Genomic DNA, 17314 nt, shown 5'->3' on the forward strand with positions numbered 1-17314 from the left:
GGGCCGCCGATGACGGTGAGGGGTGCGTGGCGTGCGGTGAGGACGGCGGCGCCCTGGTCGGGGCTCAGGGGGAGGGGGCCGGTGGTGGTGGCGGGTGCGTCGTGGGTGGCGGTGGTGTCGTGGTCGGCGGGTGCGTCGTCGTGGGCGGTGTAGAGGGCGGCGAGGGCGGTGCGCTCGGTGCCGGGGGTGCGGGCCCAGGTGGTGAGGGCGGTGCCGCGTTCGGTGTTGACGACGGGTTCGCCGGCGTGCAGGCCGGTGCCGGCGACGACGACCGGTTCGTCGCCGGTGGTGTAGCGGTGGGGGTGGTGGCGGGCGTCGAGGACGGGGACGGCGTCGAAGCCGGCGGCGGTGAGGACGGCGGTGATCCAGCCGTGGTCGGTGGTGAGGGTGGTTTCGAGGTGGGCGGCGTGCGTCCAGTCGGTGAGCAGGGGGAAGAGGGTGGTGTCGCCGGCGGCGTGGAGGGTGTGGCGGCGCCCGCCGGAGTGGTGCAGCCGGACGGGGCGTGAGACGAGGGGGAGGCAGACGCGGCGGCGTTGGCCGTTGACGCGGACGGGGCCGCAGAGGAAGGCCCAGCCGAGGCGCAGGAGGCGGTCCTCGTGGTGCAGGGCGTCGAACTGGGCCAGGCGCTGGGCGGCGCGGTGCTGTTCGGGCGAGGCGGTCCAGGGGGTGGGGGTGTCGCCGGTCAGCGCGGTCCACCCGGAGGGGTCGTCGCCGAGCCAGGCGAGGCCGGCGGTCCTGGTGAGGTCGAGTTGGACGCGTTGCGGCTGTTCGGAGGCGCTGAGTCGGGCGAGGGTGCGCAGCACGGCCGGGACGGTCACGGTCGGGATACTGCCATCCCCCGGGCGGGTGGTCAGGGGGTCGTGCGGTGCAGGGCGAGGTTGCGCTTGTCGGGGGGTGTCACGGCGGCCTCGTAAGCGGGTGTGCCGGGCGACGGTTCGGTGTCCGCGGTGGTCAGGTGGGAGAGGGTGCCGGCGGTGAGTGCGCCGATGCCGAGGCCGACCAGCAGCACGAGGGTGGAGCGGGGGTCGGTCGATCGGGCCACGGCGGTCCTCCGGGGTGTGCGGGGTGCGCTCGACCGACGGGCGGCGTGGTGCCGGGACCGGTGGGGCGAGCGGGGAGGGTGGGGGCGAATGCCCCCGGAAACGGCATCGTGGGGATGCCGTGGCCGCGACCTTAGCCCCGCTGGGGCGGATTATCGGATACTTCCGAAATGATCCACTCGGACGTGTGACGCTTCACGGGGGGTTCACCTCGGTGGGCCGTAAAGCCCCGGGCACCCCATTCCGTCGAAGTAGGCCGCGAAGGGGCGTTCGACGGCGGCGAGCGGGATCAGCGCCCCGTCGCGCTCCAGCGCCCGCCGGATCACCGGCGCGTGGCCCGGGTGCGCGCCCAGCGCCACGACCACCTCGGCGACCTGCTCGGCCTTCGCCACCTCGCCGACGCCGGCCAGGCACTCCCGCACGGCCACCGCGTCCGCCCGCGCCATCCGCAGCCCCAGTTCAGCCCGTCTGGACGGGTCGGCGCCCACCGCGACGGCGAACCGCTCGCACCGGACCTCGTCACGCGCCACGTCGCCGAACTCGGCCACCAGCGCCAGCGACAGCATCTCGTAGACCGCGCGCACGCGTTCGGCCCCGATCGACGCCGTCGGCACCCGGAACCCGCGCACCACGCGCTCGGCGGCGGCCAGCACGTCCCGTCGGCGCACCACCCCGTCCGCGTTGGAATCGAACAGCCGCAACCTGCGCGCGATTCTTTCGACGAGGCGGTCGTCGTCCATGAACAACCCCGATGTCATTGCACGGTGCCCGCCCCGATGTTATCCGGCCGGCTGGACCGGTGGAGTCCCTGGAAGGATGAACCGGTCCGTTCCGCCACCGGTGGCACCGCGCCGCTCCAGCTCCAGCTCCCGCAGCGCCTCGCGGTGCGCCCGGTCCCGGGCCTGCTCCGCCGGCACCTCGACGTCCGGCGCCACCCCGACCGGCTCCGGTCGGCGCCCGACACCGGGTTCACCGCCCGGCCCGTCGGGATCGTCGCCTCCAGGTGCGGGTGCACGGTGAAGCCCGGCGCGGACGTTCTCCGCCGCCGGTCCGCCCGCCCACGACCACCACCCGCCCCAGCTGCTGGAGGTCGTAGGCCGGCTCCTCCGCGCCGGAGAACGTCCGCCCGGCGGTCGGCACGTAGACCGGCCTCGTGCCGCCGAACGGCGTGCCGGCCACGTGCCCGGGGCTCCAGAACCGCCGGCCCGGCCCGTCGCGGTCGTGCATCGTGTTGAGGTGCGTCGGCTCGTCGAGCAGGTAGCCGCACACCAGCGCCACCGTCTCCGGGGCGCCGCCCACGTTCTCCCTGCCGGTCGCCGTTGACCGACCCGCGGTCACCAGCCGGCCCAGCTCCTCGGGCGTGGCGGCGGTGTCGTACGCGCCCGCGGCCAGGCGGTCGGCCAGCAGCGCGTCCAGCCGGGCGGCGACGTCGGGGAAGACGTAGTGCTCGACCAGCAGGGCCCGGGTCCGGGTGACGATCGACGTGGTGTCCACGCGGGGCGGTGGAGCAGCGCGTCCGCGGAAGCGGCAACGCCTGCTGTCCGCGCCCGGCCGCACCCGCGCCGGCCTGCTGTTCGTGCCCCCGGGCCGGGCACCGCGTCCTGGTGGCCCTGTACCGGCAGCCCCGACCGGGGCACACTGGGGGCGCGGCGCTTCCCCCGCCGGCACCACGCGAAGGGGGACGCGCATGTCCGGGTACCGGGCCGGGACCGAGCAGCTCAGGGCCGCGCTGGCCGCCGCCGCACGCGGCTGGCCCGTCGTGCCGCTGCGCCCGCACGACAAGGCGCCCGCCCTGCGCGGCTGGGACCGCGAGGCCACCCTCGACCGCGACCGCATCCGCCGCTGGTGGTCCCGGCACGCCTACAACGTGGGCATCTCCTGCGGTGCGGCCGGGCTGCTCGTGGTCGACCTCGACGTGCCCCACGGGCGCGAGGCGTTCGCCCGCCGCGCCTGGCAGCACGGCGAGGACGACCCGCGCGACACCTACTCCGTGGCCACCGCCGGCGGCGGGGAGCACCGCTACTTCCGCGCACCCGCCGTGCCACTGGGCAACAGCGTCGGCAAGCTCGCCCCGCACGTCGACACCCGCGGCGTCGGCGGGTACGTGGTCGCCGCCGGGTCCCGCGTCGGACCGCACCGGTACCGCGTGCTGCGCGACCTGCCCGTCGCACCCGCCCCCGACTGGCTCGTCGCCGTGCTCACCCCACCCGAGCCCGAGCACGTCGACGTCCCCGCGCAGCGGCGCCCGCCCCGGCGGAGGGTCGCCGCCTACCGGGCCGCCGTCGTGGACGGCGAGGTGCGGCGCGTCGAGGAGGCGCGTCCCGGCGTGCGGGCGCACGTCGTGTTCACCGCCGCGTGCCGGCTGGGCGAACTCGTGGGCGCCGGCTGGCTGGACGAGGCGACCGCCACGTCACTGCTGCTGGCCGCCGCCTCCACCCACGAGGGGGTCGAGGGGTGGACCGCCCGCGAGGCCCTCCGCCACGTCGCCAACGGCATCGCCCTGGGCCGCCGAAGACCTCGCGTCCTGCGCTGAGCCGTCCCGCGCCGAGTCGTCCTGCCCTGAGCCTTCCTGCCCCGAGCCTCCCTGTGCCGACAGCAGCCGCACCAGCACCAGCAAGCCGGCCACCCTGGTCAGGTCGTCCAACCCCAGCACGACCTCATCGGCCACCGGCCGCTCGACCACCGCCCGCCGCCGTGCCGCGCGCCGCTCCGACCACCACAGCACCACCGCGACCACCGCACCCAGGGCGGACAGCACGACCAGCGTGGCGACCGGGTCGCCGCCGCTCACCGGCGGGTCGACCCGGTCGGGGTCGACCAAGGACAGCACCGGCCCAGCATGCCGCAGCGGGGCCCCCGAGTCAGCCGTCCGGTCGAAGGGTGCTGCCCGCCCCTCGTCTCGACCGGCGCCGCCTCGACCGGTGTGGCCCTCGCCGAGGTCCGGGTCCGGGCCGGGTTCGTCCGCGTCCGGCACGTCGGCGCCGTCCCGGTCGGCCCACTCCGGCAGCGGCTCGATCGAGAACACCGCGTCGTCGATCCCCGCGTGCAGGTCGCCCGGCTCGGCGAACCGCGCGGGCACCGTGGCGATCGTGCAGTCGCGCGGGTCCACGTCGTCGACCTCGTCCCAGCGGATCGGAGTCGAGACCGCCGCCTCCGGCACGCCCCGCACCGAACAGGCGCAGGCGATCGTGTGGTCGCGCGCGTTCTGGTCGTGGTCCACGAACAGGCTCCGCGGGTCGCGGTCGCGGACCACGCGCCGCACCCGGTCGAACGGGCAGTCCGGCATCGGGTCCAGGTCGATGCGCCACTCGTCGGGTTTCTCGGTGTCGGCGCGGCGCGAGTTCCACGGGTGGAACTCCACCGTCGACACCTGCACCGCCCGCGCCACGTCCGCCAGGTGCGTCACGCACAGCTCGTCGGCGTGCCGGCCGTAGCGCGGGAAGTGCACGCGCTACCGTCTCGACCCACGGCGGCGCGCCGCGCGGCAACCGCTTCCGGTGCACCTTCTCCCCGGCCACCCCGGAGGGGAAGCGGTGCATCGTGCACGGCCGCTCCCGCAGCGCGCGGACGATCCCGTCGCCGACCGCCGGGTAGTAGCGGGCCAGGTCCAGCTTGGTCTCGCCGCGCGCCGGGAAGCAGACGCGATCCGGGGTGGAGACCCGCACGACGCGGTCCCCGACCTCCGACTCCGCCGAAGGCACCTTCCGGCCATGCGGTGCAATTGACCCGGATCGCGCCGGGAGGCCGGCGGCGCTGCGCCCGCCGCCGGCCCGTCCTCGGGTCAGCCCACCACCTCCCGCCGCACCGGCACGTCGTCCGCGGGGGAGCGCGGCGCGGGGATCTCCGGCGCCGGCCTGCGGATCGTGGCCGCGAGGGCCACCGCGCCCGCCGTGATCACCGCGCCCACCAGCGGCAGGACCACGGGGGCCACCGCGCCGCCGAGCACGCCCGAGCCCGCGATGCCCGCGTAGATCGCCGAGGCGTTCAACGCCAGCAGCAGGTTGGCCCGGTCCGGGTCCAGCGCCACCAGCGCGGCGAACAGCGGCGGGTTGAACGCCCAGAACAACGCGCCCCAGGCGAACAGCAGCACGGCGCCACCGGGACCGGACACCGCCCAGGGCAGCAGCGCCATCGTCACCGCGCACCCGCCCAGCGCCACCAGCAGCGGGGGGCGCGGGCCCCACCGGTCGGCCGCGACGCCGCCGACCGCGTTGCCGAGCACCCCGCCGAGCCCGTAGGCCAGCAGGTTCCCGCCCGACGGCGAACCGCCCAGCACCGGACCCAGGTAGCCGTAGACGCTGAACGTGCCCAGGCACGCCAGCAGCGACACCGCCAGCAGTCGCTGCACCGGCCGGTCGGCCAGCGGCGCCAACCGCTGCCGCACGTCGACGACGGGCCCCGGCGGCACGGCGGGCACCGCCGCGCGGACCACCAGCGCCGCCGCCGCGCACAGCAGTGCCGTCAGCACGAACGCCGCCCGGTAGCCGAACTGGTCGGCCACGAACCGCCCGGCCGGCACGCCCAGCAGCGTGGCCGCCGTGAGGCCGCCCGTGACCACGGCCATCGCCCGCGCCTGCCGCCCCGGGTTGAGCCGGGCCGCCACGGCGGTCGCCGCCGGCGTCGCCAGCGCCGCGCCGCACGCGGTGACCACCCGGGCCACCAGCAGCAGGTCCAACGTCGGTGCGAGCGCCGCGCCCAGGTTGCCCGCCGTCGCCACCAGCAGCGCCGCCACCAGCACGGAGCGCCGGCCGAAGCGGGTGGTCGCGATCGCCAGCAGCGGCGAGCCGACCGCGTAGGCCAGCGCGAACGCGGTGATCGTCGTGCCCGCCGCGGCGGCGGACACCCCGTGGTCGGCGGCGAGGTCGGTCAGCACCGCCGCGACCACGTACCCGCTGGACCCCGCCGCGACCGTCGTCGCGGCCAACGCGGCGGTCCGGGCGTGCATCACGACACCAGTCGGGGCGGCACCGGGGTCAGGTGGGGGGACAGGTCGGGTGGCCTGCGGCCGGTGAACGCCGCCAGGTACACGGTCTCGCGGACCAGCGCCACGGGTCTGCCCGCGCTGAGCAGCGTGGCCTGGCACCACAGCGCGGGCACGTCCTCGGGCAGGTCGGGCAGCGGGTCGTCGAGGTCGGGGTCCCCGGGCGCGCGGGTCGTCGTGGCGTAGTGGGTCGCCCGGCGCGCCTCGGTGAGCAGCACGCCGAGCGGGGTGTAGCCGCGGGCCAGTTCCTCGCGGCGTGGGTCGTCGAGGTCGAGGGCCCGCTGGTGCACGAGCGCGGTGATGGCGGCCAGTCGGGGGGCGCTGTCGCCGAGGTTGGGGACGAGGTAGCCCTCACGCCGGGTCACCCGCGTGCCCGGTGGTAAACCGAGCAGGTGGGCCTGGCGCGGCGTCAGGTCGTGCGGCGCGTCGGGTCGTCGGGGGTCGCGGCGCAGGCGGTAGCCCACCCACAGGGACAGCACGCGGGTGAAGGGGACGGGTACGTCGCGCAGGAAGCGGGCCATGGTCTCGGCCCTGCTCCCCGCCTCGTCCGCGTGTGCGGAGGGAGCTGTGTGGATCATGCGGGTGCACCTTCCGGTGAGTGCCGCACGTCGTTGTGCGGGCATCGGTGCGGTGCACCCCACGATGAGGCCGCACTGATGCGGAGACATCCGTAGGGTGACGTAGACCATCCTGCATATGGTCCACAGTGGACCAGGTATTCGACGGGGCGTTCGACGGCGCCCGGCGCCCGGTCGGCCGCCCCCGTCCGGTCCGGCCGGGCGGCGGTCGGCCGACGAGCCGGCTCCGAACGGCCGCCGCGCCGCCCCGCGGTCGGCCGCACCCGCCGGCCTCCGGCGGCGTGCCCGCGACCCGGACGGCCCGTGCTCCGGCACGTGCGCGCCCGCCCCGGCAGTTCTGCCTGTCCTTCTGCCTGGCGCCGGCGCCACGTCGCCGCTTGACTGGCGGGGCCGCCCCGGGGGTCGGCGACGCCTCCCCCGGAGTGCCTGGCACCCTGGAAGCCCGCACCACCCACAGACGTGCCGTCGGCCACCCCCAGGGCGGACGGCACACCCGGACGCCGTCGGGGCACCGCCCCGGCGGCGTCCCCATGCGAGCACCCCCTCGGGAACGCCCTGCTACGTGCTCCCGTACCCGGCCGGCGGCGGTGCGGGAGGTCGGGACCGGCACCGGTGGGCCCCGATTGCGCAGGTGAGGGACCTTCTCGTTCCGCCGGGGAGCGTCCCCGAGGTTCCAGGTCGGTCCCCGGCGCTCCCCCGGACAATTGTCGTGAACACGGTCCGCCATTAGCGTGACGCCGCGTTCGAAAACACGACGACCCACCTAGGAGAACATCGGGAGCGGGCTGCGAGCCCGTCATCGAAAAGGCGAATGGCGACCGGGGCCCCATAGGGGTGGCCTATCCGCCCGTTGCCTCCCATAATTTCCCCTTGACGTCCTGTTAACACATCTGGCCAGGTCCACGGCGTCGCACACCGGCGTCGGACCCGGTCCGCCCCATGCTGCCCGAAACGGGTCGAGGTGCCATGCGCTCGTTATTGCTGTTCGACGGTCTCGGTGGGAACAACGACACTTTGACGACAACCCTGCGCGCCTTGCGCGCACGTCCCGAGAACGCCGCGTTCTTCGCCGCGGTGGGTCAGGCGCTGGACGCCACCGCCGAATACCTCGGACCGATTGCGCTGCCCGGCGGATTGCCACTGGAAAAATGGCTCGACGGTGTCGAGCCGCCCGCGCTGGACTCCACCGCCGCCGGGGTGTGCGTCCACGTCCACCAGCTGTGCCACCTCCAGCCGACCGCGTGGGGACCCGCCGACGGCGTCGTCGCCGCGCTCGGCCACAGCATCGGCCTCCAGGCGGCCGTCGTCGCGGGCCTGCGCCCCACCCGGCTCGACGAGTTCCTGGCCCTGGTCACCGCCTCGGTCAAGCTCGTCCTGGTCAGCCTGGTCCGCGCGCACCAGATCGCGCCCGGTCCCGCACCCGGCCCCGACCACGCCGCCCACCAGGCGGACGGGCGGGGGAGCAGGGGCGCCACCCCCGGCCCCATGGCGTCCGTCACCGGCCTGGCGCACGACGAGCTGCGGGACCTCCTGACCGGCACACCGGTCACGCTCGGCCTGGTCAACGCGCCCACCACGCACGTCCTCGGCGGCCCCACCGCCGCGCTGCTGGCCCTGCGCCGGCACCCCGCGTTCGACCGCCCCGGCGTGAACTGGGCGTTCCTGCCCAACACCATCCCGTTCCACACCCCCGCGCTCGAACCGGTGGTCGACCGCGTCCGCGCCGACGCCGACTTCACCGGCCCGTGGCCCACCCCCGACCGGCTGGCCGTCCCGGTGTACGCCACCGACGGGCCCCGCAACCTCCAGCACGCCGACGACCTCGTGGACGAGTACCTCAGGCAGGTCTTCGTCCACCCCATCGACTGGCCGCGCGCCGCGAACCACGCCGTGGCCGACGCCGGCGCGACCCGGGTCCTCGACTGCGGCCCCGGCGCCGGCGCGCGCCGTTTCACCCGCGAGTCCCTGCACGCGCGGGTGCGCTTCGAACCGGTCCGACAACCCCGCCGAGCAGGATAGGAGAACCGCCGTGCAGTGCCTTCTCTTCCCGGGCCAGGGCGTGCAGCGCAAGGGGATGGGCGCGGAGCTGTTCTCCCGCCACCCCGAGGCCACCGCCCTCGCCGACGACGTCCTCGGGTACTCCATCGAGGAGTTGTGCCTCCGCGACCCGGAGCGCCGGCTGCGCGACACCCGCTACGCCCAGCCCGCGGTGTTCTTCGTCAACGCCCTGCTGGGCGTCGAGCGCACCGCCGAGCACCCGGCCCCCGACTTCTTCGCCGGGCACAGCCTCGGCGAGTACAACGCGCTCGTCGCCGCGGGCGTGCTCGACCTCGCCGACGGCCTGCGGCTGGTCCGGCGGCGCGCCGAGCTGATGTCGGGCATCACCGGCGGCGGCATGTCCGCCGTGCAGGGCGTGCCCGCCGCGTTCGTCCGCCGCGCCCTGGCCGAGACCGGCCTGACCAAGGTGTTCGTCGCGAACTTCAACGCCGACACCCAGACCACCATCGCGGGCGACCGCGCCGAACTCGCCGTCGCGGGCAAGGCCATCGCCGCCCTGCCCGGCTCGCGCGTCGTGCCCATCAACGTCAGCGGCCCGTTCCACACCCCGCTGATGGCGCCCGCCGAGGCCGAGTTCCGCACCGTGCTCGCCGACTTCACGTTCAGGCCCGCGGCCACGCCCGTCGTCTCCAGCGTCACCGGCGGCCCGTTCGACGGCCCCGACCTGCTCGCCCGCCAGTTGTCCTCGCCCGTCGAGTGGGTGGCCGCGGTCAAGACCCTGCGCGCCGCCGGCGTCACCGGCTTCGACGAGGTCCACGGCCAGACGCTCACCTCGCTCGTCAACAAGATCCACTGAGGGGAAACACCATGAACCAGGACATCGCGGTGGTCGGCCTCTCGGTGGACGTCCCCGGCGCCACCGACCTCGACTCCTTCTGGCAGGTCGTCAGCACCGGCACCAGCATGAGCCGCCCGTTCCCGCCCGACCGCGCGGAGAAGCTCGCCGAGTACATCCGCTACCAGCGCGCCACCAGCATCGACCCGCTCGACGAGCCGGACATCGACTACCACAACGGCTACTTCCTCGACGTCGTCGACCACTTCGACCACGCCGCGTTCGGCATGAACCCCCGTCAGGCCACGCTCACCGACCCGCACCACCGCATGGTGCTGCGCGCCATGTACCTCGCGTTCGAGGACGCGGGCTACTCGCTCGACCGGCTGCGCGGCAGCCGCACGGGCGTGTTCGTCGGCTTCGCGGTCAACCCCGGCTCCACCTACCTCGACTACATCAGCCGCGTCGACCCGTCCGTCGGGCAGCAGGCCATCACCGGCAACATCCCGGTGATGCTGGCCAACCGGCTGTCGCACCACCTGGACCTGCGCGGCCCCAGCATGGTCGTCGACACCGCCTGCTCGGCCACCCTCGTCGCCGTCCACCAGGCCAAGAACGCGCTGCTGGTCGGCGACTGCGACATGGCCGTCGTCGGCGGCGCGCGAATCGTGTTCGCCCCGGTCAAGCACCGGCACTCCAACATCGGCATCGAGTCCTCCGACGGCGTCACCCGCACCTTCGACGAGGCCGCCGACGGCACCGGCTTCGGCGAGGGCTCCGGCGCCGTCGTGCTCAAGCGCCTGGACAAGGCGCTGGCCGACGGCGACCAGGTGTACGCGGTCGTCAAGGGCAGCGCGGTCAACCACGACGGCAACACCGAGGGCATCACCAACCCCGACTCCGACTCGCAGGCCGACCTGCTGCTGGCCGCCTGGGACAACGCGGGCGTCGACCCGCGCACCATCGGCTACTTCGAGGCGCACGGCACCGCCACCCGCGTCGGCGACCCCGTCGAGCACGAGGGCATGAAGCGGGCGTTCGCCAAGCACACCGCCGACCGCGGCTTCTGCGCCGTCGGCACGGTCAAGGCCAACGTCGGCCACCTGTTCGAGGGCTCCGGCGTGATCGGCCTGATCAAGGCCATCGCCGTGCTGCGCAACAAGGCCATCCCGCCGCAGGCCAACTACGCCAACCCCAACCCGAAGCTCGACTTCGCCTCCGGCCCGCTGTACGTGCCGACCGCGCTGACGCCGTGGGAACCCGACGGGCCGCGCCGCGCCGGCGTGAGCGCCTTCGGCCTGGGCGGCGCCAACGCGCACGTCGTCGTGGAGGAGTTCACGCCCGTCGACGACCGGCCCGCCTCCACCGGCGAACACCTGTTCACCCTCAGCGCCGCCACCGTCAAGTCCCTGGTCCGCCTCGTCGAGCGCTACGTCCGGTTCATCGACGCCGGCGGCCTGACCGGCGTCGACATCGCCGACGTCTGCCACACCGCGCAGGTCTCGCGCGGCAGCCACCGCCACCGCGTCGCCGTCACCACCACCGATGCCGCCGACCTGCGGCACAAGCTCGTCGAACTGCTCGCCGAACGCCCCGCGCCGCTGCCCGACGGCCCGCTGGGGGACCAGGGCCGGGCGTTCCTGCGGGGCGGCCGGGTCGACTGGCGCTCCCTCGCGGGCGACCGGCGGCCCCGGATCGTGCGACTGCCGTCCTACGCCTTCGACGAGACGCTCGCCTGGGTGCAGTTCCCGGACGACTGGCGCGAGACGATGAACATCTCCACCACCGACGAGCGCCACCCCGTCACGCACGACGTCGAGTTCCAGGAGACCACGCCGGCCGAGCCGACCGGGCGCGCCACCACCGTGCTGGCCCTGGTGGACCCGGACACCGACGCCGAGGCCGTGCTCACCGCCGCGCGACTCGGCGACGTGCGCTACCTGCGCCTCGGCGAGGACGTCGAACCGGGCACGCCGTTCGACCCGACCGACCCCGCCGCCCACGAGCACGTCGCGCGCCTCGTCGGCGACGGCGTCACCCACCTCGTGCACGCCCTGGCCTTCGAGGACGCGCCCGCCACCGACGTCGCCGAGGTCGATCGGCGCACCGCGAAGAACCTCGGCAGCCTGTTCCTGCTGACCAAGGCGCTGATGGCGGCGGGCGTCAAGGTCGACCTCGCGGTGCTCACCAAGGGCGCCGTGTGCGCCGCCGACGGCGACCCGGCCGTGGTGGAGAACGCCGCGCTGGTCGGCTTCGGCAAGGTCGTCGGCCGCGAGTACCCCTACATCAAGGTCAAGCACGTCGACGTGGACCCGGCCGTGCCGCCCGCCGCGCTGCGCGCCGAGGTCCTGGCCGACCAGCACGGCGTGTTCCTGCTGCGCGGCGACAAGCGGCTGCGCGAGGTGTTCGTCGAGGTCCCCGAGGTGACCGGGCGGGAGGCCCGCGACTACCTCAAGCCGGACGGCACCTACCTCATCACCGGCGGCACGGGCGCGCTCGGCCTCGCCGTCGCCAAGGACTTCGCCACCGCGCGCCCCGGCGTGACGCTCGCCCTGCTCAGCCGCTCCGGCGTGCCGCCGCGCGAGCGGTGGGACGACCCCACCGCCGTGCCCACCGGCTCCAACGCCGCCAAGCGGGTCGAGGCGGTGCGCGAACTGGAGGCCCTCGGCGCCACCGTCGTCGTCCTCGCCGCCGACGCGGGCGACCCCGGCTCGCTCGCCGCGGCCGTCACCGCGCTGCGCCGCGACCACGGCCGGATCGACGGCATCGTGCACGCCGCCGGCCTGCCCGGCGGCAGCACGGTGATGTTCCGGCGGACCGAGGACTTCGACCGGGTCGTGCGGGCCAAGCTGCACGCCGCGTTCGTGCTCGACGAGCTGACCGCCGACGACCGGCCCGACTTCATCGCCCACTTCTCCTCGGTCGCCTCCGTCTTCCCCGCACCCGGCCAGGCCGACTACGCCGCCGCGAACTACTACCTCGACAACCTCGCCCGGCACCGCGCCGGCGGGCCGACGCACGTCATCGCGCTGGACTGGGTCGCCTGGAAGGAGATCGGCATGGCCGTCGACTTCGGCACCAACGGCGACACCATGTTCAAGGCGCTGCCCACGAAGGTCGGCCTGTCCGTCCTCGACGCCGGCCTGCGCTCCACCCGCGCCCGGCTGTTCGCGGGCGAGCTGAACTACCGCGGCGAGCTGATCCACCTGCTGCGCTCCTACGACGTCGCGCTGTCCCCCGACATCGAGGCCAAGGTGGAGAAGGAGATGCAGGCGCTGGAGGCGCGGCTGCTCAAGGCGTCGGAGAAGACCCGCGCCACCGTCGCCGCCGTGTCCGTCGAGCTGGAGGGCCGCCCCGGCGGCGACTACAGCGACGTCGAGCGCACCGTCGCGCAGTGCCTCGCGCTGGCGTTCGGCTACGAGACCCTCGACGTGGAGGCCGACTTCTTCGACCTCGGCGGCGACTCCATCATGGCCGCCACGGTCGCCAACACGATCGCGGTGTGCCACGGCGTGGGCTACGACGTGGCCGACCTGCTCGCCGACCGCACCATCGCCGAGATCGCCTACCACGTGGAGGACCTCGCCGACTTCGCCGCCACGGAAGTCGCCTGATGAGCGACCTGACCACCGGACCGCCGCTGCGCCGGGTCGTCGGCTTCGCCCTGCCCCTCACCGCGGCCAACCTGCTCCAGCAGGGCTACGTGCTGGTCGACAGCATCGTCGTCGGCCACTACGTCGGCGTGGAGGGACTGGCCGCCGTCGGCGCGAGCGGGCCGCTGTTCTACCTGCTCAACGCCATGTTCATCGGCCTGGGCACGGCGTTCACCATCCGCCTCGCGCACCTGCGCGGCGCGCGGCAGGACGGCGAGCGGCGCGGCGTCGTCCTCTCGCTCGCCCTGCTCACCGCCGTGTGGTCGGTCGGCTGCATCGTGCTGGCCACCGCGCTCGCCCGGCCCGTGCTGGCGCTCATGGGCATCCACGGCACGCTCGCCGACGCGTGCGCGGAGTTCATCGGCGTGCTCTCGCTCGGCTTCCCCGGCCTGTTCGGCTCCGCCGCGGTCAGCGCCTACCTGCGCGGGTTGGGCGACTCGCGGGCCGCGATGTGGGTGGCGGGCTTCGGCAGCATCGCCAACGCCGTGCTCGTGCTGCTGTTCGTCGCCGTGTTCGGGATGGGCGTCGGCGGCGCGGCGCTGGCCACGGCGATCGCCGCCACCGCCGCGCTCGTCGTCGGCCTGCTGCACGCCCGCCGCGTCCACCCGGTGCCGCGCGCGGGGGAGCGACCCGCCGTGGCGCGCGAGCTGCGCGACGCCGTGCGGCTCGGGTTCCCGCTGGCCAGCCAGCACATCATCCTCGCCGTGGGGATCATGGTGCTGGTCTGGATCATCCAGGCGTTCGGGCCGGTCGTGCTCGCGGCGTTCACCGTCGTGTCGCGGATCGAGCAGTTCACCGCGATGCTGTTCCTGGACTTCTCCGGCGCCGTCACCGCGTTCACCGCGCAGAACCTCGGCGCGCACGACCGGGCGCGGGCGCGGCAGGGGCTCCTCCAGACCCTCGGCCTGACCGTCGCCCTCACCGCGGTGGTGTCCGCGCTCGTGCTGCTCGCCCGCGGCCCCATCGCCGCCGTGTTCACCGACGACCCGGCCACCCGCGACCTGACCGAGCGCTACCTGCTGATCATCTTCCCGTTCTTCGCCCTCTACACGGTCATGGTGGTGCTGCACGGGCACCTCAACGGCTCGCGCCGCACCACCGCGCCGCTGATCTGCACCGTCATCGCGTTCGTCGTCGTGCAGATCCCGTTCGCCTACCTGCTCAACGGCGTGTTCGGCATCGAGGCGGTGATGTGGGCGGTGGTCGCGGGCTGGACCGCCGGCCTGACCTACACGGTGCTGTGCCTGCGCCGCGTCCTGTTCGACCGGACCCCCGAGGTGGTGCCGTCGTGATCACCGAGAGCGCCGCGCAGGTCGAGTTCCACGGCGGCCGGGCGCGCACCGGCCCGGCGACGTGGGGCCAGCAGGGCACCTGGGACGGCATCCACGGGTGGCTGCCCGAGCTCAAGCCGTTCTTCTTCCTCACCAAGTGGCTGCCCGTGCCGCTGCTGCTGGAGGTCGGCGACGTGCTCGACGTGCTCGGCGAACTCGTGCTGCGGCACGAGTCGCTGCGCACGCGCTTCCACCTCGGGCCCGGCGGCGAGGTCACCCAGGAGGTGCTGGCCTCGGGGACCCTGCCGGTGCGGGTGCACGACCGGCCCGCCGACGACCCGGTGCAGTTCGGCGACGTCGTGGCCACCTGCTGGCAGCGCGACACCGCCACCGCGTTCGACCACTCCGCCGAACTGCCCGTCAGGCTGTCCGTCGCGCTGCACGAGGGCATCCCGGTGCTCGTCGTGCTGGTCTTCTCGCACCTGGCCGCCGACCACACCGCCACCGAGCTGCTGGCCGCCGAGCTGACCGCCCTGCTCCAGGCCCGCGTGGACGGCGTGCCGCCGCCACCGCCGCGCCCCGCGCTGCAACCCGTGGACATCGCGCTGGCCGAGCGCTCACCCGACGGCCAGATGCTCGCCGCGGACGCGCTGCGGCACCTGCGGACCGCGCTGGAGCGGATGCCGCCCGCCACCCCCGCGCGCGCCGAACCCGCGTCACCCCGGCACGTGGGCGCCGACCTGGAGTCCGACGTCCTGCCCGTGGTGGTGCGCAAGGCCGCCCGCCGCTGCCGCACCACCACCTCGGTGCTCATGCTGGCGATCACCACCGCCCTGGTCCGCTGCGTGTGCCCCGGACCGCTGCACCGCCTGGACGTCATGCAGGGCAACCGCGCCACACCCGGGCTGATGGGCAGCGTCACCACCCTCAACCAGGTCGTGCACACGGTGACCGACCTGCGCGCGGACTCCTTCGCCGAGCTGCTGGCACGGGCCGGGCGCACCATGGCCGACGCCCGGGCCCACGCCCGCTACGACAGCCGGGCGGCGGCCGAGGTCGTCCGCGCCCGGGGCGGGGCGCTCGAACCCGGCACCCAGTTCAACGACATGTGGTCCACGCTGCCCCGAGCCCGCGCCACCGCCGAACCCGACCCCGCCGCGTCCGAGCTGACCTGGCCCGCGACCTCCGAGGCCGAGCACATGGTGCTGTACTTCGACGTGCGCGGCACGCCGGAGCGGATGCGGCTGGGGCTCATGGCGGACACGGCCGTGCTGCCGCGCGAGGAGATCGGCGGGTTCCTGCTGGCCTTCGAGCGCGTCGCGGTGGAGCTGGCCGACGGCGACGTGCCGCTGGAGCGGATCGGGGAGCTGTTCGCCGAGAGCCGCGCGCGGGTGGACCGCTGACCCCACCTCCGCCGACCCTCCCGGACGGGGGTCGGCGGGGGTTCACCGCCTGCGCTCGCCCCACTCGCGCATCAGCGCCAGCACCCGCAACCCCACCGACGGCAGCACCGCGCCCGCCCGCGCCATGCCCGCCCGGTAGGCGGGCACCGCCCGCACCAGCCGCCGCCCGTCCAGCATCGACACCGCCGCGTCCGCCACCCGCGACGCCGACAGCAGCGACGCGTTCGCGAACAGGATCGCCGAACCGGGGTCCGACCGGACCTCGCGCACCATCCCCGTGTCGGCCACGTCCGGGCAGCACGTCAACACCCTGACCGGCACCCCGGCGCGCCGCAGGTCGCCCTGCAACCCCACCCCGAAGCTCAGCACCCCGGCCTTCGTCGCCGCGTACAGCGCCAACCCCGGCACCGGCCCGTACGCCGACGTCGACGCGACGTTCAGCACCGTGCCGCCACCGGCCCGCATCGCCCCCACCGCGGTCAGGCTGCCGTGCACCACCCCGAGCAGGTTCACCTCGACGAGCCGACGCACGGCCTCGTCACCGTGCTCCCACGCGTCCCCGGTGACCAGCACCCCGGCGTTGTTGACCCACAGCGACAGCCGCCCGACGCCGGCGGCCACCCCGGCCACCGCCCGGTGCGCCGCCGGGTCGCGCACGTCCGCCACCACCCCGTGCCCGCCGATCGCCGCCGCGACACCGACCACGGCCTCGTCCACGTCGGCCAGCACCACCTCGTACCCGCGCCCCCGCAACCGCCGCGCGATCTCGAACCCGAACCCGCGCGCCGCCCCGGTCACCACCGCAACGTCCACCCGACCCACCCTAGGGCGGGCGTCACGCCCCGGCAGGACGTGGCACGACCCCCGCCCGCGCCACGGCGTCCACCTCGACACCGGCGGAGCGGACCAGCGCGCCGCGCGGGTCCCACACGGCGGAACGGCCCGCCGCCCGCGCGAAGCCCTCGCCGGTCGACCCGGCGAAGCTCGCCACCGCCACCCACACCCCGTGCCGCACGGCGATCCGCCGCGCCCGCGAGCGCAGCACGTCGAGGTCCGACTCGTGCTCCGCCACGCCCGCCGCGTACACGTCCACGCCCAGCGCCGCCACGGCGGCCGCGTGCTCCGGCACACCGGTGTCCTTGCACACGGCCAGCCCGATCCGGACGCCGTCGACCTCCACCGCGGCGGGCGCGTCGCCGGGCACGAAGTGCGCCGGCTCCTCCCCGCCCAGCCACATCTTGCGGTACGCCACCCGCCCGCCCGCGCCGGTCACCTCCAGCACGCCGATGGACCGACCCGACCCCGACGGCCCCGCGACCGGCGCGCCCGCGAACGCCACCGCCCCGGTGTCCGCGCACGCCGCCACCAACGGCCCCAGCGCGTCGGGCGACACCACCGGCGCGTCGAAGTGGTACCCGGTCAACGACAGCTCCGGGAACACCACCACCCTCGCCGAAGCCGCGCGGACCGCCTCGGCGTGCGCCACCGCGTTGACGGCGACGTCGCGGGGCGCGCAGCGCGGCTGGGCGACGGCGATGGTGATCACCGCCCGACC

The 17314-nt window shown here is 75.1% G+C and carries 14 protein-coding genes and 1 pseudogene; 6 read left to right on the plus strand and 9 right to left on the minus strand.

Annotation, left to right across the window (positions count from 1 at the left end; all coding sequences use genetic code 11):
- The 4 genes from CKY47_RS34230 to CKY47_RS34245 form a co-directional block, all read right to left on the minus strand.
- The coding region (locus CKY47_RS34230) for a hypothetical protein (RefSeq protein ID WP_306750515.1) at window positions 1-818 on the minus strand (818 nt) is incomplete at its 3' end.
- Window positions 819-850: 32 nt separating this feature from the next.
- Window positions 851-1042 (minus strand): hypothetical protein, encoded by a 192-nt coding sequence (locus CKY47_RS34235; RefSeq protein ID WP_306750516.1) that lies wholly within the window; start codon window positions 1040-1042, stop codon window positions 851-853.
- Between the two features lie 204 nt (window positions 1043-1246).
- Window positions 1247-1780, minus strand: a complete 534-nt coding sequence (locus CKY47_RS34240) for a hypothetical protein (protein ID WP_306750517.1) — start codon at window positions 1778-1780, stop codon at window positions 1247-1249.
- A 229-nt stretch (window positions 1781-2009) separates the two neighbouring features.
- Window positions 2010-2534, minus strand: coding sequence for a S41 family peptidase (locus CKY47_RS34245; protein ID WP_306750518.1), 525 nt, complete (start codon window positions 2532-2534; stop codon window positions 2010-2012).
- 193 nt (window positions 2535-2727) lie between these two features.
- Here CKY47_RS34245 and CKY47_RS34250 point away from each other — a divergent pair, with 193 nt between their 5' ends.
- Complete coding sequence (locus tag CKY47_RS34250) at window positions 2728-3573, plus strand: bifunctional DNA primase/polymerase (RefSeq protein WP_306750519.1); 846 nt, start codon at window positions 2728-2730, stop codon at window positions 3571-3573.
- 429 nt (window positions 3574-4002) lie between these two features.
- Here CKY47_RS34250 and ligD read toward each other — a convergent pair.
- The 3 genes and pseudogenes from ligD to CKY47_RS34265 all read right to left on the minus strand — a co-directional run.
- Window positions 4003-4762 (minus strand): annotated as a pseudogene (gene ligD / locus CKY47_RS34255) (non-homologous end-joining DNA ligase LigD); the annotation flags it as partial.
- A 59-nt stretch (window positions 4763-4821) separates the two neighbouring features.
- Window positions 4822-5985 carry an MFS transporter gene (locus tag CKY47_RS34260; RefSeq protein WP_306750520.1) on the minus strand — a complete coding sequence of 388 codons (1164 nt, stop codon included), beginning with the start codon at window positions 5983-5985 and terminating at the stop codon, window positions 4822-4824.
- The gene (locus CKY47_RS34265; protein ID WP_306750521.1) at window positions 5985-6599 is read right to left on the minus strand and encodes a hypothetical protein; all 615 of its coding nucleotides are present in this window, start codon (window positions 6597-6599) and stop codon (window positions 5985-5987) included. The genes CKY47_RS34260 and CKY47_RS34265 overlap by 1 nt, the downstream gene beginning before the upstream one ends.
- 966 nt (window positions 6600-7565) lie before the next feature.
- On the opposite strand from CKY47_RS34265, the gene CKY47_RS34270 reads away from it, so the two are divergent.
- From CKY47_RS34270 to CKY47_RS34290, 5 genes are read left to right on the plus strand one after another with little or no spacing between them, the layout of a single operon-like run.
- The gene (locus CKY47_RS34270; RefSeq protein WP_306750522.1) at window positions 7566-8618 is read left to right on the plus strand and encodes a hypothetical protein; all 1053 of its coding nucleotides are present in this window, start codon (window positions 7566-7568) and stop codon (window positions 8616-8618) included.
- A gap of 10 nt (window positions 8619-8628) precedes the next feature.
- Complete coding sequence (locus CKY47_RS34275) at window positions 8629-9453, plus strand: ACP S-malonyltransferase (RefSeq protein ID WP_306750523.1); 825 nt, start codon at window positions 8629-8631, stop codon at window positions 9451-9453.
- Window positions 9454-9464: 11 nt separating this feature from the next.
- Window positions 9465-13046, plus strand: a complete 3582-nt coding sequence (locus CKY47_RS34280; protein ID WP_306750524.1) for a type I polyketide synthase — start codon at window positions 9465-9467, stop codon at window positions 13044-13046.
- Entirely contained in the window at window positions 13046-14377 is a 1332-nt protein-coding gene (locus CKY47_RS34285) for an MATE family efflux transporter (RefSeq protein ID WP_306750525.1), read from the plus strand. Before CKY47_RS34280 ends, CKY47_RS34285 begins: the two co-directional genes overlap by 1 nt.
- A complete protein-coding gene (locus tag CKY47_RS34290; protein WP_306750526.1) occupies window positions 14374-15759 on the plus strand; it encodes a condensation domain-containing protein in 1386 nt (461 codons plus the stop codon). Before CKY47_RS34285 ends, CKY47_RS34290 begins: the two co-directional genes overlap by 4 nt.
- A 42-nt stretch (window positions 15760-15801) precedes the next feature.
- On the opposite strand, the gene CKY47_RS34295 is transcribed toward CKY47_RS34290, so the two are convergent.
- Both CKY47_RS34295 and CKY47_RS34300 read right to left on the minus strand, forming a co-directional pair.
- Window positions 15802-16572: an SDR family NAD(P)-dependent oxidoreductase gene (locus tag CKY47_RS34295; RefSeq protein ID WP_306750527.1), complete on the minus strand. Its 771-nt coding sequence runs from the start codon at window positions 16570-16572 to the stop codon at window positions 15802-15804.
- A 22-nt stretch (window positions 16573-16594) separates the two neighbouring features.
- Entirely contained in the window at window positions 16595-17305 is a 711-nt protein-coding gene (locus CKY47_RS34300) for a carbon-nitrogen hydrolase family protein (RefSeq protein WP_306750528.1), read from the minus strand.
- Window positions 17306-17314: the final 9 nt, after the last annotated feature.

The organism is Saccharothrix longispora (genome assembly GCF_030852425.1).
GTDB classification, from domain to species: Bacteria; Actinomycetota; Actinomycetes; order Mycobacteriales; family Pseudonocardiaceae; genus Actinosynnema; species Actinosynnema longispora.

Coding starts and splice junctions, on each gene's coding strand:
- CKY47_RS34240 (WP_306750517.1), bottom strand. CDS start 1,780: ATGGACGACGACCGCCTCGTCGAAAGAATCGCGCGCAGGTTGCGGCTG.
- CKY47_RS34250 (WP_306750519.1), top strand. CDS start 2,728: ATGTCCGGGTACCGGGCCGGGACCGAGCAGCTCAGGGCCGCGCTGGCC.
- CKY47_RS34260 (WP_306750520.1), bottom strand. CDS start 5,985: ATGCACGCCCGGACCGCCGCGTTGGCCGCGACGACGGTCGCGGCGGGG.
- CKY47_RS34265 (WP_306750521.1), bottom strand. CDS start 6,599: ATGATCCACACAGCTCCCTCCGCACACGCGGACGAGGCGGGGAGCAGG.
- CKY47_RS34270 (WP_306750522.1), top strand. CDS start 7,566: ATGCGCTCGTTATTGCTGTTCGACGGTCTCGGTGGGAACAACGACACT.
- CKY47_RS34280 (WP_306750524.1), top strand. CDS start 9,465: ATGAACCAGGACATCGCGGTGGTCGGCCTCTCGGTGGACGTCCCCGGC.
- CKY47_RS34285 (WP_306750525.1), top strand. CDS start 13,046: ATGAGCGACCTGACCACCGGACCGCCGCTGCGCCGGGTCGTCGGCTTC.